Origin of the sequence: Pseudoalteromonas lipolytica, from assembly GCF_900116435.1 — a bacterium.
GTDB classification, from domain to species: Bacteria; Pseudomonadota; Gammaproteobacteria; order Enterobacterales; family Alteromonadaceae; genus Pseudoalteromonas; species Pseudoalteromonas lipolytica.
Genome location: NZ_FPAZ01000012.1, coordinates 18,501 through 39,945, shown reverse-complemented (window position 1 = coordinate 39,945; position 21,445 = coordinate 18,501). Strand labels below are relative to the sequence as shown.

17 protein-coding genes are annotated in these 21,445 nt (G+C 40.5%); 9 read left to right on the top strand and 8 right to left on the bottom strand.

The genetic code is table 11. From position 1 onward, the window contains the following. The first annotated feature begins 23 nt into the window (after nucleotides 1–23). The 3 genes from prpC to prpF all read left to right on the top strand — a co-directional run bounded on the left by prpC (nucleotide 24) and on the right by prpF (nucleotide 5,028). On the top strand, nucleotides 24–1,148 hold the full coding sequence (prpC, locus tag BM378_RS13455) for a bifunctional 2-methylcitrate synthase/citrate synthase (protein ID WP_074989388.1): 1,125 nt from the start codon (nucleotides 24–26) through the stop codon (nucleotides 1,146–1,148). A 116-nt stretch (nucleotides 1,149–1,264) separates the two neighbouring features. Further along, entirely contained in the window at nucleotides 1,265–3,856 is a 2,592-nt protein-coding gene (gene acnD / locus BM378_RS13450; protein WP_074989387.1) for a Fe/S-dependent 2-methylisocitrate dehydratase AcnD, read from the top strand. Between the two features lie 2 nt (nucleotides 3,857–3,858). Next, complete coding sequence (gene prpF, locus BM378_RS13445; RefSeq protein WP_036968023.1) at nucleotides 3,859–5,028, top strand: 2-methylaconitate cis-trans isomerase PrpF; 1,170 nt, start codon at nucleotides 3,859–3,861, stop codon at nucleotides 5,026–5,028. A gap of 19 nt (nucleotides 5,029–5,047) precedes the next feature. Here the strand turns inward: prpF and BM378_RS13440 are convergent, their stop codons facing one another. Beyond that, nucleotides 5,048–5,956 carry a substrate-binding periplasmic protein gene (locus tag BM378_RS13440; RefSeq protein ID WP_036968026.1) on the bottom strand — a complete coding sequence of 303 codons (909 nt, stop codon included), beginning with the start codon at nucleotides 5,954–5,956 and terminating at the stop codon, nucleotides 5,048–5,050. A 291-nt stretch (nucleotides 5,957–6,247) separates the two neighbouring features. On the opposite strand from BM378_RS13440, the gene bla reads away from it, so the two are divergent. The 6 genes from bla (at nucleotide 6,248) to BM378_RS13410 (ending at nucleotide 15,261) form a co-directional block, all read left to right on the top strand. Continuing rightward, nucleotides 6,248–7,000 carry a subclass B1 metallo-beta-lactamase gene (bla, locus tag BM378_RS13435; protein ID WP_218158195.1) on the top strand — a complete coding sequence of 251 codons (753 nt, stop codon included), beginning with the start codon at nucleotides 6,248–6,250 and terminating at the stop codon, nucleotides 6,998–7,000. A gap of 264 nt (nucleotides 7,001–7,264) precedes the next feature. Further along, complete coding sequence (locus BM378_RS13430) at nucleotides 7,265–9,955, top strand: TonB-dependent receptor (protein ID WP_074989385.1); 2,691 nt, start codon at nucleotides 7,265–7,267, stop codon at nucleotides 9,953–9,955. 60 nt (nucleotides 9,956–10,015) lie between these two features. Beyond that, the gene (locus BM378_RS13425) at nucleotides 10,016–10,792 is read left to right on the top strand and encodes a family 16 glycosylhydrolase (protein ID WP_074989384.1); all 777 of its coding nucleotides are present in this window, start codon (nucleotides 10,016–10,018) and stop codon (nucleotides 10,790–10,792) included. A 35-nt stretch (nucleotides 10,793–10,827) separates the two neighbouring features. Beyond that, nucleotides 10,828–13,359, top strand: coding sequence for a glycoside hydrolase family 3 protein (locus BM378_RS13420; RefSeq protein WP_074989383.1), 2,532 nt, complete (start codon nucleotides 10,828–10,830; stop codon nucleotides 13,357–13,359). 58 nt (nucleotides 13,360–13,417) lie between these two features. Further along, complete coding sequence (locus BM378_RS13415; RefSeq protein ID WP_227006816.1) at nucleotides 13,418–14,473, top strand: sensor histidine kinase; 1,056 nt, start codon at nucleotides 13,418–13,420, stop codon at nucleotides 14,471–14,473. Next, nucleotides 14,470–15,261, top strand: a complete 792-nt coding sequence (locus BM378_RS13410; protein ID WP_074989382.1) for a LytR/AlgR family response regulator transcription factor — start codon at nucleotides 14,470–14,472, stop codon at nucleotides 15,259–15,261. Before BM378_RS13415 ends, BM378_RS13410 begins: the two co-directional genes overlap by 4 nt. Nucleotides 15,262–15,342: 81 nt before the next feature. On the opposite strand, the gene BM378_RS13405 is transcribed toward BM378_RS13410, so the two are convergent. From BM378_RS13405 to BM378_RS13375, 7 genes are all read right to left on the bottom strand, one after another. Next, nucleotides 15,343–15,999, bottom strand: a complete 657-nt coding sequence (locus BM378_RS13405; RefSeq protein ID WP_074989381.1) for a LysE family translocator — start codon at nucleotides 15,997–15,999, stop codon at nucleotides 15,343–15,345. Between the two features lie 32 nt (nucleotides 16,000–16,031). Further along, nucleotides 16,032–16,802 (bottom strand): class I SAM-dependent methyltransferase, encoded by a 771-nt coding sequence (locus BM378_RS13400; protein ID WP_074989380.1) that lies wholly within the window; start codon nucleotides 16,800–16,802, stop codon nucleotides 16,032–16,034. A gap of 340 nt (nucleotides 16,803–17,142) precedes the next feature. Continuing rightward, nucleotides 17,143–17,334, bottom strand: coding sequence for an NADPH-dependent FMN reductase family protein (locus BM378_RS20540; protein ID WP_074989379.1), 192 nt, complete (start codon nucleotides 17,332–17,334; stop codon nucleotides 17,143–17,145). Nucleotides 17,335–17,500: 166 nt separating this feature from the next. Further along, nucleotides 17,501–18,196 (bottom strand): DUF4336 domain-containing protein, encoded by a 696-nt coding sequence (locus BM378_RS13390; RefSeq protein WP_036968043.1) that lies wholly within the window; start codon nucleotides 18,194–18,196, stop codon nucleotides 17,501–17,503. Between the two features lie 152 nt (nucleotides 18,197–18,348). Next, the gene (locus BM378_RS13385; RefSeq protein ID WP_065978471.1) at nucleotides 18,349–18,753 is read right to left on the bottom strand and encodes a MerR family transcriptional regulator; all 405 of its coding nucleotides are present in this window, start codon (nucleotides 18,751–18,753) and stop codon (nucleotides 18,349–18,351) included. A gap of 110 nt (nucleotides 18,754–18,863) precedes the next feature. Beyond that, a complete protein-coding gene (locus BM378_RS13380; RefSeq protein WP_036968046.1) occupies nucleotides 18,864–19,865 on the bottom strand; it encodes a LacI family DNA-binding transcriptional regulator in 1,002 nt (333 codons plus the stop codon). A 34-nt stretch (nucleotides 19,866–19,899) separates the two neighbouring features. Then, nucleotides 19,900–21,432: an MFS transporter gene (locus BM378_RS13375; RefSeq protein ID WP_036968049.1), complete on the bottom strand. Its 1,533-nt coding sequence runs from the start codon at nucleotides 21,430–21,432 to the stop codon at nucleotides 19,900–19,902. Nucleotides 21,433–21,445 lie beyond the last annotated feature (13 nt).

Below are 21,445 nucleotides of genomic sequence, written 5' to 3'. Positions count from 1 at the left end.
GACAACATTGAAGGAGAACACTCATGGTAGATAAAGCATTAGGCGGCGCAGGTTTACGTGGTCAAGTAGCAGGTGAAACAGCTCTGTGTACAGTAGGTAAGTCAGGCTCTGGTTTAACGTATTGTGGTTATGATATTAGTGAACTGGCTGATAAAGCCCAGTTTGAAGAAGTCTCTTTTTTACTATCGCGCGGTGAATTACCAACAACCGCAGAGCTTACTGAATATAAAGCTAAGTTAAAAACACTTCGTGGTTTACCAGACGCACTAAAAACAGTACTAGAAAACATTCCTAAAGATGCACACCCTATGGATGTTATGCGTACGGGTTGCTCTATGCTAGGTAACCTAGAAATGGAGCAAGATTTTAGTGAAGCCAATGATGCAATCGACCGCATGGTGGCTGTATTCCCAAGCATTATTTGTTACTGGTACCGTTTTAGTCATGACGGTGTACGTATTAATACTGAAACAGATGATGATTCGGTTGGCGCACATTTCTTACATTTATTACATGACAAAGCGCCATCGGCATTATTTGAGCAAGTAATGAATGTTTCGCTCATTTTATACGCAGAGCACGAGTTTAATGCATCGACATTCACAGCGCGTGTGTGTGCTTCAACTTTGTCTGATATTCATTCATGTGTGACAGGTGCAATTGGTAGTTTGCGTGGTCCACTGCATGGTGGTGCGAATGAAGCTGCGATGGATATGATTGAAAGCTTTACGAGTGCCGATCAAGCTGAAGAAGCATTAATGGGCATGCTTGAGCGCAAAGATAAGATCATGGGCTTTGGTCATGCCATTTACCGCGAATCTGACCCACGTAACGTGATCATCAAAAAATGGTCTGAAAAACTGGCAGCAGAAGTGGGTGATACTGTGTTATACCCGGTATCTGTTCGTTGTGAAGACGTTATGTGGCGCGAGAAAAAATTGTTCTGTAACGCTGATTTCTTCCATGCATCAGCGTATCACTTCATGGACATTCCAACGAAGTTATTCACGCCTATTTTCGTGATGAGCCGTGTAACAGGTTGGACTGCTCATGTTAAAGAGCAGCGTGCTAATAACCGTATTATCCGCCCAAGCGCTGATTACACGGGCCCAGAAGCACGAAGCTATACGCCAATTACTGAGCGTTAATAACACCAATCAAACCAATGACAGGGGCGGCTAAGCCGCCCTTTTATGAAAGGGCATAAAAACACTAAAAACAAGCCCAGCTTCCTTCATCGTCACCAAGTACAAGTAGAGTCATCATGAATACAGAATTTAGAAAACCATTAGCAGGCACCGGCGTTGATTATTTTGATACTCGCGCTGCTGTTGATGCCATTAAGCCAGGCAGCTACGCCACACTTCCTTACACATCACGCGTATTAGCTGAAAACTTAGTTCGTCGCTGTGAACCTGAAATGTTAAACGATGCACTTTCGCAATTAATTGAACGTAAACGTGACCTAGATTTTCCGTGGTTTCCTGCACGTGTCGTGTGTCATGACATTTTAGGCCAAACAGCGCTGGTTGATTTAGCCGGTTTACGCGATGCAATTGCCGCGAAAGGCGGCGATCCTGCGAAAGTAAACCCAGTGGTACCTACTCAATTAATCGTTGACCATTCATTAGCAGTAGAACACGCAGGTTTTGAACCCGATGCGTTTGAAAAAAATCGCGCCATTGAAGATCGTCGTAACGATGATCGCTTTCACTTTATAAACTGGACAAAAACGGCATTTAAGAACATTGATGTTATTCCACCGGGTAACGGCATCATGCACCAAATCAACTTAGAGAAAATGTCGCCTGTTATTCAAAAACGTGATGGCGTTGCATTTCCAGATACCTTAGTCGGCACAGACAGCCATACTCCTATGGTTGATGCATTAGGCGTTATTGCTGTGGGCGTGGGCGGGCTTGAAGCTGAAAGCGTCATGCTTGGCCGTGCTTCGTACATGCGCTTACCTGATATTGTTGGTGTTGAACTTACCGGTAAACCACAACCAGGCATTACTGCAACCGATATCGTACTTGCGATCACGGAGTTTTTACGTAACGAGAAAGTTGTTTCAACTTACCTTGAGTTTTATGGTGAAGGGGCTGATGCACTGACGTTAGGTGACCGTGCAACGATTTCAAACATGACACCTGAATTTGGTGCCACAGCAGCTATGTTCTATATTGACGACAACACACTTGATTACTTGCGTCTAACCGGCCGCGAAGAAGAGCAAGTTAAGCTGGTGGAAACCTATGCAAAAGAAACTGGCTTGTGGAGCGATAGTTTAAAAACGGCTGAATATGAACGTGTTTTAACGTTCGATTTATCATCCGTTGGCCGTAATATTGCGGGCCCATCTAATCCACATCGTCGTGTTGCAACCAATGACCTTGCTAAAGCAGGGATCACAGGGGTTGTTGAAAATGAAGCAGGCTTAATGCCTGATGGTGCATGTATTATCGCAGCAATTACGAGCTGTACTAATACCAGTAATCCGCGTAACGTGATTGCTGCTGGTTTACTTGCGCGCAATGCGAACGCGAAAGGTTTATCACGTAAACCGTGGGTTAAAACCTCTTTAGCACCGGGTTCTAAAGCGGTTAAATCATACCTTGAAGAAGCCAATTTATTACCAGAGCTTGAAAAGTTAGGCTTTGGCATTGTGGCATTTGCATGCACAACCTGTAATGGGATGAGTGGCGCGCTTGATCCTAAAATTCAACAAGAAATTATTGACCGTGACTTATACGCAACTGCTGTGTTGTCGGGTAACCGTAACTTCGATGGTCGTATTCACCCTTATGCCAAACAAGCATTCCTTGCGTCACCTCCCTTAGTGGTTGCTTATGCCATTGCAGGTACTATTCGTTTTGACATCGAAAAAGACGTATTGGGAATCGATTCACACGGCAACGAAATCCGCTTAATGGATCTATGGCCATCAGATGAAGAAATTGATGCAGTGATTAAACAAAGCGTTAAACCTGAACAATTTAGAAAGGTTTACGAGCCTATGTTTGATTTAAGTGTTGATTATGGTGAATATAACGACCCACTTTATCAATGGCGTCCGCAAAGCACTTATATTCGTCGCCCGCCATATTGGGAAGGTGCATTGGCTGGTGAGCGTAGTTTAACTGATATGCGTGCATTAGCTGTATTAGGTGACAATATTACGACTGATCACTTATCACCCTCGAATGCAATCTTAGCATCAAGTGCTGCGGGTGAGTACCTTGCTAAAATGGGCTTACCCGAAGAAGACTTTAACTCGTATGCTACTCACCGAGGGGATCACTTAACTGCTCAACGTGCAACGTTTGCAAACCCTAAACTATTGAACGAAATGGTTAAAGAAAATGGTGAAATAAAGCAAGGTTCTTATGCTCGTATTGAGCCTGAAGGTAAAGTGACCCGTATGTGGGAGGCTATCGAAACCTACATGGCGCGTAAACAACCACTCATCATTGTGGCGGGTGCTGATTATGGTCAAGGTTCGTCACGTGACTGGGCTGCAAAAGGGGTTCGTCTTGCTGGTGTACAAGTTATTGCTGCAGAAGGCTTTGAGCGAATTCATCGCACAAACCTTATTGGTATGGGTGTGTTACCACTTGAATTTAAAGCGGGCACAACACGAACTACATTAGGCATTGATGGTAGTGAGACCTTTAGCGTTAAAGGCGAGCCAACACCTGGTGCGACATTAACTCTGCTCATTACACGCACAAGTGGTGAGGTGGTTGAAGTACCGATGACCTGTCGCTTAGACACAGCCGAAGAAGTATCAATATACTCAGCTGGTGGTGTACTTCAGCGCTTTGCTCAAGACTTTTTAGAGTCTGAGGAGCATTAATTATGGCCTTTAAACCACAAATTAAAGTGCCTGCTACTTATATGCGTGGCGGCACCAGTAAAGGGGTGTTCTTTAATTTAACTGATTTACCTGAACCTGCCCAAGAGGCAGGTGAAGCACGCGATAATTTACTTCTGCGTGTTATTGGTAGCCCAGATCCATACGGTAAACAAACGGATGGTATGGGGGGAGCTACATCAAGCACCAGTAAAACCGTTATTTTATCGAAGAGCCGCAAGGACGATCACGATGTTGATTATCTTTTTGGTCAAGTTGCTATCGATAAGGCATTCGTTGATTGGAGTGGTAACTGCGGTAACTTAACCTCTGCAGTGGGCGCATTTGCGGTGAGTAATGGTTTGGTTGATGCCAGCAAGATTCCAGATAACGGCGTTGTAGAAGTTAAAGTTTGGCAAGTAAATATTAGTAAAACCATCATTGTACATGTCCCCATTACCCATGGTGAAGTTCAAGAAACAGGTGATTTTGAACTAGATGGTGTGACATTCCCTGCAGCCGAAGTAAAGCTTGAGTTTATGGATCCGGCTGATGGTGAAGGCGCGTTATTCCCAACGGGTAATCTCGTTGATGAACTCGACGTTCCGGGCGTTGGGGTGCTATCTGCGACCATGATTAATGCGGGTATTCCTACTGTATTTATTAATGCCAGTGAAATCGGTTATGACGGTACTGAGCTTCAAGATGCTATCAATAGTGATGCTTCAGTCCTTGAAAAGCTAGAAACAATTCGTGCCTATGGTGCGTTAAAAATGGGTTTAATTCAGCACGTAGAGGAAGCTAAATCACGCCAGCATACACCCAAAGTCGCGTGGGTTGCACCCGCTAAAAGCTATCATGCATCCAGTGGAAAAGAAGTAACAGCCGACAGTATTGATTTACTCGTTCGTGCTATGTCGATGGGTAAACTGCATCATGCCATGATGGGCACGGCAGCGGTTGCTATTGGCACAGCAGCTGCGATACCCGGCACCTTAGTAAATCAAGCTGCAGGTGGCGGACAGCGCCATGAAGTAAATTTTGGGCACCCATCGGGTACGTTAAAAGTGGGAGCCGCAGCAGAACGAGTTGGTGAAGATTGGCAAGTAACAAAAGCCAGTATGAGCCGCAGTGCGCGAGTACTCATGGAAGGGTGGGTAAGAGTGCCCGAATAAATATCTCAATAAGCGGCATTTATGCCGCTTTTTCGACTCCATAGCATTGCTGTTTCATCTTTTTAATGAAGTTTTCAAATTGGCCGCTTTGTCGTTTTTGCTTGATCTCGTCATTTAAATCTTTCAGTACTTTTTGCCAGTGCGGTGTTGATTTACTAATAGAAAAATAGAGGGGCTTATATTCAAGTTTTGGTTCAAGCGCAACCAATGATTCAATGATTTGTCTTTTGCCATTAATCGATAACTCTGATTTATAAACACTGGCTTTAAGCACTTCAAGATCTGCAACAATGAGACTAACGCGATTGCTTAGTAGTAGGTGGATAAGTTGGTACTCATTGTTTGCAACGATGGTGTCAATTTGTTTATTATCAATCATTTCATCAAGTTGCTGAGTGTTTTTGTAAGATCTGACAACGCCAATCACCTGGTCTTTAACAGAGTTTAGGTCGCCATTAAAACGAATTTGGTTTCCTTTCAAGGCAACAAATGAGAGATCCCCACCAGGAATCGGTTGGCTGAGAGCTAATAACTCGTTGCGTGTCTTGTCTAAAAAGTTATCTGAAATAACCGTGCTTTCAATAAAGTATTCAGGAAAAAGGATGTCTGCTTTGCCAAGCTCTGCCTCCCTTACTGCCCGTGCCCATGGGTAGAAGCCGATATAGACGCCATAGCCTTTTTTAAGCAAAGATTGAATTGTAAACTGGTAAAGCCAGCCTTTGTTACATAGGTGTTCATCGATATAGGGTGGCCAATCAAGAGTAACAAGCCTTAATACATGTTCGGCATTTACGTTGTAACCATAGCCGTCTTTGTAGCGTACCGCATTTTTGGTAATGACTTCTCCATCTTTTTCATAGGTCACGGGTGTAAGCATTGCAACCACTTGAGTAGAGAAGAAAAAAAAGAGCATTACTAATAATTTCATATTTTTTCTAAGCATTTGTTATGTATATAAAGCTTAGCCTCTTGTTGCAAATATACAACATCGAAAAGTAACCGTGTAAGTAGAATATACGCTTAAACGAGTTGGCAGAATTAAAAGCAGGGAATAAAGGGCCGATGCACCCGTTTTTAATCACTGCTATCAGAGGCTGAACTAGGGCGAGCATTCGTATCGAGTAAATTGAGTCCACTTTTAAAATTAGCGTTGTTTTTGGTACAAAACGATCACGTAAAAAATTATAATATTATAACGTCAAGAAGATTAGGAATTATGATGATATTTAAAAGGATATTGGGTGTATTATTTTTTGTTGTTTGCGGTGTATTTACTCAAAGTAGTTTAGCGAATATACACGCTGAGAATGAAGTCTTTATCACGAAAATAGATGAAGGCGTTTGGTTGCATACCTCTTTTTATGTTTATCCTAACGGGACAACATTCCCTTCAAATGGTTTGATTGTCAGGGAGGGGCAAAGTTTAACCCTGATCGACACGGCGTGGGGAGAGTTACAAACACAACAGTTATTAAGCGTCATTAACACAGAAATAAACTTGCCGATAACCAAGGCACTTGTCACTCATGCACATGCAGACCGAGCTTCAGGGGTTGATGTATTAGAAGCGCGTGGTATTAAAGTGTATTCTCACCCTTTGACGCAGCAATTGACAATAGAGCAAGGGACTGCTGTGCCAAACAATGTGATAGCCGAACTTGCGACAGTCGGTGCACAGGTGAAATTTGGCTCATTGAATGTGTTTTTCCCAGGCCCAGGTCATGCGATGGATAATATAATGGTATGGTTACCAGATAAACGTATCTTATACGCAGGCTGTGCGGTTCGTGCATTACAGTCTAACTCTGTAGGGAATATAGCCCATGGAGATATTCATTCATGGCTGAAAATTACTCAGCAGTTGAAGAATGATTACCAAAAATTACGAATAGTGGTTCCCGGACACGGTGAAATAGGCGGGGTTGACTTATTGAGCCACACCGAAAAACTCATTCTCAATCAACTTAAGTAACGTCAAAACGTTGGGTTTTTAATAAAATTGTTAGGAATATTTCGCAATGATTAAAAGCCCAAAGGCCCCGTTTATCCCCCTTTTTTTTACGCGTTAGAAAACCTAAATTCTGTCGCTAACCCTCTTTTATCTGAATCCAGTCTCGCTTTGTATTGTTTGAAACTCGCTTTGCCGAATTTGACTAGTAATGAAAAATGCTCCTTTAGATACTGTTAATTAAACGTAAAGACTTTAACACTAGAACACACATTAAAAAGGTCGAATATGCACACAATAAATAAAAAAGCTGTTGCTATCGCTGTCGCATTAGCATGCTCATTACCGGTATATGCACAAAATAATGATCAGCAAGATTCAAAATCTAAAGACGTTGAACAGCAGAATAGTGGGTTAGAAATTATCTCAGTAACGGCAACAAAACGTAAAACCAAATTGATGGAAACACCGGTGGCCATCACTGCACTTACAGAGGCTGAGCTTAAAAAAAATGGTGTAAATAACATAAAGGATATAGCGAACTTGGTGCCTAGCTTAGATATTTCTACAGCAACGGATCAATCTGCTCCTGTTATTTCAATGCGAGGCGTGCGTTCAACTAACTTAACTGAGTTAGGGGACCCTGCTGTTGGTGTTCATTTAGATGGTATTTATTCACCAAGAATGCAAGGTGCACTTGCGCTGATGTATGATATTGACCGTGTTGAGGCGCTTCGTGGACCACAAGGTACTTTATTTGGCCGAAACTCGACAGTGGGAAGTATCAATGTGATTTCCGCCAAGCCTGAATTTGAAAACCAATATGGGCAGTTGAATATTGAAGCGGGCAAGTTTAATAGCCGCAGTATTGATGGCCTTATCAATATTCCAGTAACTGAAGAGTTTGCAGTTCGTTTTTCAGCTAAAGGCCTCAAGCGTGACTCTTACCTTGAGGGTTACTATGACCCTAACCAATATGACACGCGCCGACTTTCTGATGAGGTTTTAAATGCCCCTGTAATCTCTGAAGATTCATACCAGGGTGTTGGACAAACAGTGACACAAAGAGAAAACTGGTGGATTGATGGCGCAGGAACCGATCCTGAGGCTCAAAAAGTTCGTCAGTTAACAGCTGCAGATAAAAGTGATTTTTATAATAATGCAGATGAATATTCTTTCCGTATAAGTACACTTTGGGAGCCGTTGGATGGCAATTTTTCAAACCACACCGTTTTCCAAAAATATGTAAACGATAGTAATAATAACCTTGATTTAGTTAACTGCGATAAGTTACGTGGAAGACCCGCTGAAATGGGAGGTGATTGTACGAATTTCCTACCGAGTGATAACACGTATCAAGCCGTAGTTAATGTGCCAGGAAAGTTGAATCTAGACATAACATACCTTCGTAATACCTTTAACTACACCATAAATGATCAATATGATCTGGTGTGGTTAGTGGGATATGAAGATATGGAAAGGTCTTCAGCACAAGATAGCGAAGTTGGTTTAGACCCTTGGGATGGCGCTACTTATTTCCTAGATGGCACCGGAGCAGAATCATTTTCTACAGAATTACAACTGCAATCAGATGAATACGGCGACTTTATTTGGATTGTGGGTGCCAATTATTTTCATGAAAAAACAACCACAGTTGGTTATTACGATAATCCAATGGATGATAAAGCATTTTGGGACCAGCCAGACCGTTCAACAGATGCGTATGCTTTGTTTGGCCAAGGCACTTATAAATTAACTGAAAAGTTGCATGCGACATTTGGTTATCGCTTTAGTGATGAAACGAAGCAGGATAAAGGCGGTCGTACCTATCGTTGTTCAAATGCTGATGGCTGTGCTGTTGGTTGGTTAAATAGAACAGAGCTTAACAATCAACCTGTCGATTATTATGAAGATCCGTCTATTTATGCGTCGTACTTTGAAAACGACAATAAAGGAAGTTGGCAGCATCATGATTTTCGTGTTGGCTTAGATTATGACATCTCCGAAGAAACAATGCTCTATGCCTACCTTGCAAGCGGATTTAAAGCGGGTGGTATTGGTGATGTTTACGAAGTGGTTAATGATAGAACGGGTGAAGTAACTCGGTTTGAAACAAAATTTGATCCCGAAGAAGTGCTGACCTGGGAATTCGGCGCAAAGTCTAGCTTTTTTGATAATTCATTGAACCTAAAAGCTGCATTTTTCTATACAGATTATACAGATATGCAATATGCGTCAGTGGGATCAATTGGTAATGTTGAGCGCTTGTCTGTTGTTGAAGATGAGGATGGGGCACCTGTAATCGGTGAAGATGGTCAGCCAATTCTTGATTATCAGAATCAGCCTGTAATTGCTTATTATACTCAAAACGTTCCGGGCTCTACGATTAAAGGTCTTGAGTTTGAATTTGACTGGAAACCCTATCCAAATGGGCGAATTACTGGTTATGTGACCTGGACTGAGGCAAAAATTACGGAAGATTGGCACACTAAATGGGATTATGATTCTGAGTATTTGTTTAATATTTCTTATGAAGAATCTAAAGACCCTGAAAATACATTGCTAACGACTAACCTTAGAGGTAATAACTTAGCAATGACGCCAAAATACACGGCTAACATTAGTTATACACATACCTTTGATTTGGGTGAATATGGATTTATTCATGGTTGGTTTAATGCCAGCTGGAAAGATAAAGCGTATACAACCGTGTGGAATCTCGATAAGCATTTGGATGATATGGATTTTGCAGTTTCAGACGAAGCAACTAAATACATAGACGATAGCCGCGATGCCTTTGCTGTATACAATGCCTCTTTAAAATATGAGCCAAAAGAGAAAAACTGGTATGCAGAAATGTTCATCAATAATGCATCTGATGAGACGATTCAATACTGGAACAATACCAGCAAGGGTATTCCTAAGGGCAGCTTTGGCATGCCTAGGTATTATGGTATAAGAGCTGGATTTTCATTCTAACCCCTCTATTTTACGCTCCCATATTTTTAATATGGGAGCCAAATTATTTAAGGCATAACAATGAAAAAACTGTTTCTTAGTGCATTATTGGGCTGCACAACTTTAGTCGCTACCCACGCGAATGCTAATTATTTTAAAGATAATTTTTCATGGGGATATGATAGCTCTGTTTGGACTGCACGTACTGGCAGTAATGGCACACCCTTTGGTTGCGCATTTAAAACTGATTTACTAAATCCCAGTGAGCATGGTTTAACGTTGTCATTAGCACAAGGCTCATGTTCAGAACTACAAAGCAACCATTTTTATGGGTACGGTAAAGTTCAGGGAAGATTAAAATCTGGCAACGTGGCGGGCACTGTTTCATCAATTTTTACCTATACATCGTGGTGGGATAGCCCTGGACGAGCGTGGCAAGAAATTGATATTGAATTGCTTCCTTCGTTAGGTAATGTTGTTCATACAAATGTGATTTACCAACCGCAAGGTGGTCAATACCAAAGTTGGGAAAAGGATATTGACTTAAGTCAGTATGGGCTAGATTACCGAGAAAACTTGCTGACTATTGGCTTTGATTGGTCAAGCAATGCCATTCGCTGGTATTTATTCGATGCCAATGGCCATGAGCAAACGATCCGAACGGTGTATAAAGAAAACGGAGATGGTCATTTAGCAGAGAATGAAATTCCAGCTTACGCGTGGCCCGTCGATAATAGCAAAATTATGATTAATCATTGGCATGGTGATAATTCTGTCGAGGCAAATTATTTCCCAGGTCAATATTATGGCGCTTCATCTTGGGTATATTACGATTTTATTGAATACATACCGCGTTGATTTTCTCTGTAATTAATTGTTTTTATAGGTTTTTGATGTCTAAATTTAAATTTTTAAAGTTACTGTTTTGCCCACTCTTTTTAACCGGCGTTGTTCATAGCCCATTGTCGTATGGTGTAGAAACGGGCAGTGTAAAATGGCCAAATGTTAATACGAAACTAAAACGCGATCCTGCAGTTGAAAAGCATATAGATAAACTGCTAGCCACGATGACAATTGAGCAAAAAGTAGCACAAATGGTTCAGCCAGAGATTGGCTATTTAACGGTTGAGCAAATGCGTAAATATGGCTTCGGTTCATATTTAAATGGTGGGAACACGGCCCCTTATGGCAATAAACGTGCTTCAATGGACATGTGGTTAAAGTACGCTGATGAGATGTATCTCGCTTCAATGGACGCATCTGTCGATGGTATTGCTATTCCGACTATTTGGGGTACCGATGCCATGCATGGCCACAGTAATGTTTATGGCGCAACGTTGTTTCCACATAATATTGGACTTGGCGCAGCTAGAGATACTGATTTGATTAAGCGAATCGGTCAAGCGACAGCTAAAGAAGTTGCAGCAACAGGAATTGAATGGAGCTTTGCACCAACCGTTGCTGTAGTAAGGGATGACCGTTGGGGGAGAACGTATGAAAGTTATTCTGAAAACCCAGATTTAGTAAAAGAATATGCTGCAGAGATGGTGATTGGTATCCAAGGAGAAATCGGCAACGACTTTTTGAAAAAGACCAAGCGAATTGCAACAGCCAAACACTTTGTTGGTGACGGTGGTACAGAGCGCGGTATAGACCGTGGCAACACCATTATCGACGAGCAAGGATTAAAAGTAATTCATAGTCCGGGCTATTTTTCAGCCATTAATGAGGGTGTGCAGTCGGTCATGGCCTCTTTTAATAGTTGGAATGGTCAACGCGTCCACGGTGATAAGTATTTATTAACAGAGGTACTGAAAAACCAAATGGGCTTTGATGGTTTCGTTGTTAGCGACTGGAATGCGCATAAATTTGTTGAAGGGTGCGATCTTGAGCAATGTGCTGCTGCCATAAATGCGGGTGTTGATGTCATAATGGTGCCTGAACACTTTGAAGCTTTTTATCATAATACGGTTAAGCAAGCGAAAGAAGGTGTGATACCAGAGGCTAGAATAAATGATGCGGTTAGACGTTTTCTGAGAGCTAAAATTAGATGGGGAGTGTTTGCAAAGGGTAAACCTTCATTACGACCTGAGTCGCAACACCCTGAATGGTTAGGTGCTCAACCACATCGAGAGTTAGCCCGAGAGGCAGTGCGAAAGTCTCTTGTACTACTTAAAAATAACAATAATGTACTGCCAATTAATGCTAAAAGTCGCGTTCTCGTTGCCGGAAACGGTGCTGACAATATTGCTAAGCAAGCTGGTGGATGGAGTGTCTCATGGCAGGGAACGGACAACACCAATGATGACTTCCCCAATGCAACCTCTATCTTTGCGGGTCTAAAATCACAAATTGAAAAGGCGGGTGGTGACGTTGAGTTTGCTGAATTTGGCGATTATTCTGTTAAGCCTGATGTCGCGATTGTCGTAATCGGTGAAGAACCTTATGCCGAATGGTTTGGTGACATTGAGTACCTAGAGTATCAATATGAAACCAAAAAAGATTTAGCATTATTGAAGACGCTTAAGGCAAAAGGTATTCCCGTTGTTACTGTATTTTTAACGGGTCGTCCACTTTGGGTAAATAAAGAGCTGAATGCATCAGATGCTTTTGTGGCTGCGTGGTTACCGGGGTCAGAAGGTGAAGGTATTGCTGATATTTTATTAACCAATGAAAAAGGCGCTATTCAGTATGATTTCACAGGGAAATTGAGTTTTTCTTGGCCAAAATATGATAACCAATATTCGTTAAATATTGGCGACGAAAATTACCAACCATTATTTGAGTATGGTTATGGTTTAACATACGATGATACGGTTAACTTACCTGTGTTAACCGAAAAAACGACACCGAGGAAAGTGGCAAGTACAGATTCGAAAGCGTTGTTTGTAAGAAGTTTATCTGACAACTTAGTGTGGACTCTTCAAGCTGGCCAAACTGATAAAGTCATTACCAAAAATTCATCGGCTACAAGTACTGATGGTATGAGTTTGTTGATGCAATCGGTGAATTTATCTTATCAAGAAGATGCGCGACAATTTATTTGGCGTTCTGGAACAGATAAAGCGACATTTGCTTTAGCGTATCAAAAACCAGAAAAAATGAGTGAGATGTATCAGTCAGGTTACTTAACACTGAAGATGCGAATTAATAAGTCACCCGGTGAACATACAGATTTACAGGTTATGTGTTCTCAGAAACAGTGTTTAAGGAAGGTTAGTTTTTCTTCATTTGATGCGATACTGAGTGATAAAAAATGGCATACCTTAGCAATACCGTTAAGCTGTAACGTTGAGGGTACTGAGTCTAAAGCGATAACTGAGGTTTTGAAAGTTGAAGCAAACGAAGCGAGTATCGCCTTCGCAGACATTGGTTTAACGATTAAACCTAACAGTGATGCTGTTGTGGTAAAATGCAGTAATTAAATTTGGAGCAAAGCAGTGGGGTTGATAGTCCGACTGCTTTGCTTTTTGGATAAATGATTTGAATACATCGAACCCTCGTAGCCAGTTATTTTGGTTATTTCAAATTTGCGGTTGGCTAGTTTACGCGATTCTGACCGAACTCATGATCAAAGTTCCCAGTAATGAACCATGGGCTATTCACATCCCTCATCTGATAATTGATACGTGCTTTGGCTTTTTAATTACTCTTTTTCTAAGAAAGGTTTTCACCTATCTTAGTTTACTCGAATTTAAGTTAAAAGTTGCATTGCATATCGTGGTCGTTATCTCTGCAACCTTAATTTGGACCCAAATAAAGTGGGTCACTTTACAATGGTTCTATGGTAACTTTTGGCTGCCAATGAGCTGGTTTGATTTTGGTACTTGGACATCCGCCTCATTGACAATGTTGTCGACATGGACTGCCTTTTATTATGGTATTAAGATTTATTTAGATAACTTAGAACAAACACAAAAAGCGGCTGAGGCAACACATTTAGCAAAAGAGTCCCAGCTAAAAATGCTTCGTTACCAGCTTAATCCTCATTTTATGTTTAATAGTATCAATGCGATTTGTACATTAATCCTAAAAAAGGAAAGCTTAGAAGCCGTTAAAATGCTTGAAAAGTTATGTGATTTATTGCGACACAGTTTGTATACCGACCCGCTCGAAAAAGTCACAATTAAAGAAGAAATCGCTATTCTTCGTACATATTTAGACATCGAGAAGTGTCGTTTTGCCGATAAACTATCTGTCAATATCTCAGTTGAAGAAGGGTGTAGTGAGCTACTTATTCCCTCTATGCTAATTCAGCCATTAGTTGAAAATGCACTCAAGCACGGTATGGCAGCTGATAAAACAATGGCTATAACAATCGTAATTGAAAAGAGTAAAAACACCCTAATAATAAAGGTTTCAGACACAGGCAAAGGCTTCACACATAATGAGAGTACTAAACGTGGAATAGGCTTGGCAAACTGCGAGCAACGTTTGAAATTAATTTATGGTAAAGCTCAGCGGATAGAAAAAGGCAATCATTCATCTGGTGGAGCTTGGGTATGTATGACATTGCCAATTAATGGTCTTATTAAATGATTCAGTTAAAAACGTTATTAGTTGACGACGAGTATAGTGCAATTGAAGGCCTACGTATTAGGTTAGAAGAATTTGCTGAGATTAACGTCATAGGCAGTGCAAGCAGTGTGGATGACGCAATTCAGTTTCTGAATGAACATGAAGTAGATTTAATTTTCTTAGATATTGAAATGCCATCAAAGTCTGGCTTTGAATTAATAAAACATTTTCAACCTGAAACCTGTCCTGCTGTTATTTTTGTCACTGCATTTCATCAACATGCAGTGCGGGCTTTTGAAGTCAGGGCAATTGATTACTTATTAAAACCAGTCAAACTCACTAGGCTAACAGAGGCCATAGACAGAGTGGTTAATAATGTAAAGCTATACCAAAAAAGTGAATTAATAGAAGTACAACAAGAAATAGACAAAGCAGAAGAATCAATATTTGAAAAATCAGCGCAGTCAGATTATAAGTTTGACGATGAAAACTTGGTTATTAGAGATGCAAAAAGCCCAATTCAAATAATACCTTTTGCAGATATTCTATGGATTGATGCGGCGGGTGACTACATGTGTGTTCACACAGAAACGGAAACCTATGTAATGCGAGCCAGACTAAAAGAGCTTGAAAGCAATACCTTGCCAGAGACATTTTTGAGAATTCATAAATCGACGATCATCAATCTAGAATATATAAAACAGCTTGATCCCTTGCGTAACTCTGAGTACATGGCAACACTGCACAACGGAAAAACACTAAAAGTAAGCCGTACTTATAGTAAACATCTAAAGGGCTTATTTAAATAATGACGCGGTTACGCTTTTGATAATAGTTGCTGACACTGCGTATATTGCGAGTGGCAGCAACGATGATTAATACTTATCACATTACTGTTTTGACCATACTGATTTTACAATATTAAAACCAATCACACCGAGAACAGCACCTGTAACTTTATCTATAAAATAAGACGCTTTAACAAATTTTTCCCTGACTCTTTGTTTGGATAGCATGTAAATAATGGCAACATCCCATATAAAAACAATCAGGGTCATCCACACACCTAAAATCACCTTAAAGGTAATGCTAACCTCTGGAGTGAGCGCGACCGTAAACAAGCTCAGATAAAATAAGAGATTTTTTGGATTAAGAATGCCTGAGAGGAATCCAGTCGCAAACTCTTTACAAAAGCAGGTGAACGAAAACGCAACCGAGCTGTGAGCTGCGATAACAACATTATTGTAAGCGCTCTTTGGTGCTTTCAACGCGTGAAAAGCGATATACATTAAAAACAGCCCACCAATCACTTTAAGTGCGATCATTAAGCCAACAGACGTTGATAAAATTGCCCCCACACCAATCAAACATAACCCTATATAAACTGCATTTGCTATCGCAATTCCGAGGGCGACGCCAATAGCGTTCTTTTGGTTTCCTTTTAGAGCACTTTTCACTACCAATACGAAATCTGGCCCTGGGCTGAGTAAAGCAAGGAAATGGGCTAGTGCCACAGAAATAAAAATACTCAGTAAACTTATATCCATATATACCTCTGTTAAAAATTATCTAGATTTAATTAGCGCTTACGGGCTTTGATTGAAAAAACCAATGGAACCTGTTGCCCGTTATGTAATAGTTGATAACCAGCGTGGGGAATATATTCTAGGCCATCAAAGCAATCATAAGGGCTGAAAGGGTATTCATCGTATGCTTCTATACTTAATCCCGCTTTTAGTAATGAGCTGATTACTTCACTTATTGAATGACTCCAACTGACTGTTTTGGATTTCGTGCCATCGCAGTTTTCGGTGTATGTTCCTTCCTCTTCAATATCAGGTGTTGATTTAGGAAAGTAACTGTAGCCATCAAAAAGTCCTTGAAAAGGATGAAATTCAATTAAGTAGAATTCACCACCAGCCTTCAAAGCATCGGCAATAACCTGTGCCCAGTTATCTAAATTTGGCAGCCAGCTAAGCACCCCATAAGACGTGAATACAATATCGTATTGTGTATCATTGAACTGACCGAACTGGTAAATATCACTTTCAATGAAATGCGCATTTAAAGCAAGAGAGTCTTTGAGTTTATTTGCCTGTTCGATAGCCGTTGATGATAAGTCAACGCCAGTTACATTAGCCCCCAATCTTGCCCAAGACAAAGTATCTTGGCCAAAGTGACATTGTAAATGCAGAAGTGACTTCCCTTTAACATCACCCAAAAGTGAAAGTTCTATGGGGTTTAGTGACGTTTGGCCTTCTATAAATGCGGGGAGATTGTAAAATTTTGATGCGATGTGCAATGGGGTCTTGTTGTTCCACGCCTCTTTATTAATTTTAATATAATCCATCATTATTCCGTTTAAATATATGCGAATATTTAGCGGGGCTCCCTCATAAGAGCAACGCTAAGCATAGAGTATAATAGCCTGTACTTTTTAATATAAGCCTTTAGTCACAGTGTGAACCCCGTTTTATAATATCATTAAGCCAGTGTTGTTTTTGGGCATCGTCAGATAATATGACTGAGCGTATTCTGCAGCTAGCTCTGCGGGTGTGTCCATTGTAAGAATGACTCTTGCAGTTTTCCCTTGAGGAGTTGAGTCGGGAGTAAGTTGCTATTTTAAAATTTAAAAGTTGAGCCCGGTAAAAATGCGCGATCAAATAAGCCCAATGAAGAGATTTGCTAAATTACTTTAAACATGGCGCAAGCGGTTGGTCATCATCATAACCACACATTAAATTTGGATCAAAATCCATTTCGGGTAGATTAAAAATACGAATGTTCGCGGACTTGCGTACTGCCTGTGCATATTTATCAGTAATACACGATGAAAAGCTGTTCTTTTTAGGATTGCCATTTACTAATATAATATTTTTCACAATTACCTCTCATGGGTAGAAAATAATTGTTATTTTAAAGTCTCCCCTGTGGTGGAGAGTCAATAGGCTTTCATTATAAAGAGTGTTTATTAGCAAATATTTATAATGTGAAATATTAATGTACTTGTATGGGGTCTTGGCAAAATTGCATTACGGGTAGCTGCGGCTATTTATTTTTTACCAACCAGTTAAAAGATTGTCGCAAAAAGTCTGTTGCGTCTTTCTTAATTATTTCACCATGCGCCATAATTAGCATATCTGCCTCCCAGGCAAATATCTTTCTAATATGTTTACTCGCTTGTGTTTTATTAAACATAAAGCTTAAGCGCCAGTCTATCGGCGTTTTTCCCTTTGGCGCTAAAATACCTGCGCCTTTAGCCAGCCATTTTTGCCAAAAGTTAAAATCGTTACCCGAAAAGTTTTCAACCAAATCGGTGACTATTAGGGTGTTAGATTGCTTATGAAAGAAGACACATTCCTCCATTAATGCTGAACCGGTGAATAATATCTGTGCAATGTCGTGTGACCAAGGGTATGACGTTTCATTATTTAATGATGCGTTGAATGAAATGTCATTGCGTTTCTTTATAAGCTCTTGCGTGCCATAAACTTTAGCGTCGCTGTATGCATTTATCCATTGTGGTAAAAACAAATGATGAAGGTGGTTAGGTGCAATTAAAAACGTTACTTTTCCTAAGCTATCTACTTGCTGCTGCAAAGCCTCTGTTAATTCGATAGGACTGTGTACCCACAACTCATTATTTGAAAGCTTGATTATGGTCATACGCGTAGAAAAGGGTAAGCCTAAAAACGTGACACTTTTGCCATTAAAGATCCAAAGGTTTTTTGCTAAATTTTCCATGTCATTCCTTATAGTTAGAAATCACTTATAAACAACGCAGGCAAGGGCCTGAAAGAGTAGGCTACAAAGCGAATTTATCTATTCAAAAACATACCAATTCAAAAACTAACCGATTAGTAAACGGATAAGCAGTTTGTTTAAAATGGTTTGATTTATTTCGTTATCGCGACCTTTTGTCCATCATACACTCTCTCGTTAAGGGGAGAGTCAAGAGGTGTTTGCTGATTGATTATACTGATACATGAATCTATTTTGGCAATTTTTGCTGCGGTTGCGTTTATTTGCTCTGTTAGACGTTCTTTTAGTATCACTAAAAACTCACTAATTTCTGACCAGTTAGCCTTTGAATCCTTAAATTTAATTAATCCCTTAAGTTCAGACAATGTGACGCCTAGGGTTTTAGCTTCAGAAATTAGCTTTAATATTTCAACGTGATCGTCTGTGTAGACACGGTACTTTCCTTGTCTTAGAGGTACTGGTATTAGACCTTTTTCTTCATAAAATCGGATTGTTTTGACAGTTAATTGTGTCTTCTTTGATACTTCACCAATAAACACCAACATCTCCTTTATCATATTTAGATATTAGTTGAATGTAACAAGTAGAAACGAAGACGTTGTCAACGCTCTACTTATTTATATTAGATAATACTCTCAAGGGGTTACCGTTAATTTGACCTTGGCGTTGAGTCTCGCATCATAAGATTGGGCGAAAAGATATGTTCTATATCGGCACGATTTTGTTTATAAATATCTCTTAAAACTAAATTAGCGGCCATTTTCCCCATTTGTTCAACGGGATTGTCAATCGTCGTGAGAGTAGGGTACAAATAACTTGTAAAATGAACATTATCGAAGCCAATAATTGCGAGATCTTTAGGAAGTTCAAAATTATGTTCTCGCGCACATTTCATCACGCCCGACGCCATTTCGTCATTAGCACACACGATGGCAGTAAATTGCTTTTTGTTTTCAAAAAAATGCTTTAAACCATTGTATCCGCCCGTTTCCTTAAAATCGCCAACGTACAGAGATTGCTCATCAAAATGGATATTGTATTCGTTGAGAGCCTTTTTATGCCCTGTCAGACGGTCCGCTGCATCTGGCTTAAACAAGGGCCCTGCTATGTAAGTTATATCGCGGTGCCCTAAGTCTAGTAGGTGCTTGGTTGCTAAATAGCCTCCCATGACATTATCAAGGCTTATGCAGTTTTCTTTCATTTGCTCAACATATCGACTGATTAAGAAAATAGGGGTTTTTCCTTTATTTAGCTCAACTAAATAATCATCAGTAACAGCCTCAACATGGGCAATAATGGCGTCACAGTTTCGAGAGATCAAAAATTCTAAACCATTTTTTTCTTTGTCTTCTTCACTGTGCCCCGGCGTGATTATGACATGCTTACCTGCCGCTCTTAGTTGGGCTTCAATGGCAGACATCATTTCTCCAAAGAACGGACCGTCGAGCTCTGAGACTAACACGCCAACACTATTTGAACAGTTTGAAGCAAGAGAACGAGCAATAGAGTTAGGCTGATAGCCTAGCTGTTTCATTGCATCAAGCACTTTTTGTTTTGTTTTTTTACTTACATAGTCGTTTTCATTCAACACGCGAGAGACGGTTGAAAGAGAAACACCTGCAAGCTCAGAGACCTGATAAATAGTTGCCATAATGATAATTTAATAAATACCTTTGTAGATTAATTTACAGACTTGCACGTCTAATTGCCAAGTCTTCTGTAATTTTTTCTGTCATCTCAGTGGTTAATGGATATAAGAGCATGAGTGCGGCCGCTAAAAGTGCAAACGCTGCGGGTAACCAGCTCATAAGCAATTTCATACCTTCTAAAGATTGAGCGATTGTTGTTTCATCCATACCGTTATAGCCGTAGCCCGCGAGTACGACTAAAACAAGCGCACCGGCGAATCCACCGCCTGTCTTTTGCACAAATGTACCTGCAGAATAAATAAGGCCAGTAGCACGGCGGTTATTTTTCCACTCAGAATAATCAGCACTATCACCGAGCATCGAGAAAAACAGGGTAGGCATCATGGCTGCAAAGAACTCGGCACTACAACCAAGAGCAAAGATCAGCGGGATGTTGTCACTTGGTAGCCAGAAAAAGGCAATTGTAAACAGGGCGCTTAGAATTAATGAAAGAATAAATAAAGTGCGTTTTCCAAATATTTCAGCCAGCTTCCCCGTTAGTAAAGCCCCAAAGATAGAGACAACTAACAAGGCAATAAAATATTGTCCGGCCATCAGCTCATTACCCACATAATATTTAAAGTAATAGGCAATCACACCGTACTTTATGCCATTAAACATCATGGTTAAAAAGCCCATGCCTAATAATATAAGCCACGGTTTATTGGTTAATAAGTCCACCATATCCTGCTGAGAGCCACTGAGTTTACTGTGATCTTGAGACAGCAATTTACGAATGACAATTGTCATTAAGCCCATTGTTACTGCAAAGAAAAGGCCTGAATAAAGTTCACGATAATAAAAAAACAACGTAGTTGCTAATAATGGAAGCACTATAAAAGGTAAGCTCTTACTTAAATCTAATAACTCATATTTTAATGAGGTCTGTTTTTTTAAAGCGGGTTGAACGCGCTCTTTCGTACTGGCAAAGGTGATCAGCATGAGTATTGTGAGTAAAGCAGCGAATAAATACATAGTGTATTGATAACCTTGCGCACTGTTTCCTTGGCCAAAGTAAGCAACTAAATCCGGCAAAAAACCCATCACTAATAGTCCACCAGTGAATGCTCCAGCAAAACGGAATCCAGAGAGTTTTGCCCGCTCTAGGTCATCCCCTGTCATGACTCCCATTAAAGCTGAATAAGGGACATTACTTACTGTGTAAGCTAATGTGAGTCCGATATAAGTAAAATAGGCGTATATTAGTTTTGCGACTGGGCTAATGTTGGGGGTGGTAAAGCACAGTACCATAAATAACGCTAAAAAAGGCGTCGACCACAAAATCCAAGGACGAAATTTTCCTAGTCGCGTTTGCGTGCGGTCAGCTATCATTCCCATAATGATATCGGTGACACCATCGGATAAACGTACGACTAGAAAAAGGAGGGCAGCGGCAGACGCTGAAATACCAAACGTGTCAGTATAAAAAACGGCTAAGTAGGCTAATGCGCCACGCCACACTAAGTTGGCGCCCGCATCACCCATTGCGTAGCCTATTTTTTCATGTAAGGGCAGAGTGTTTTTTATCATTATTGGTATCTTT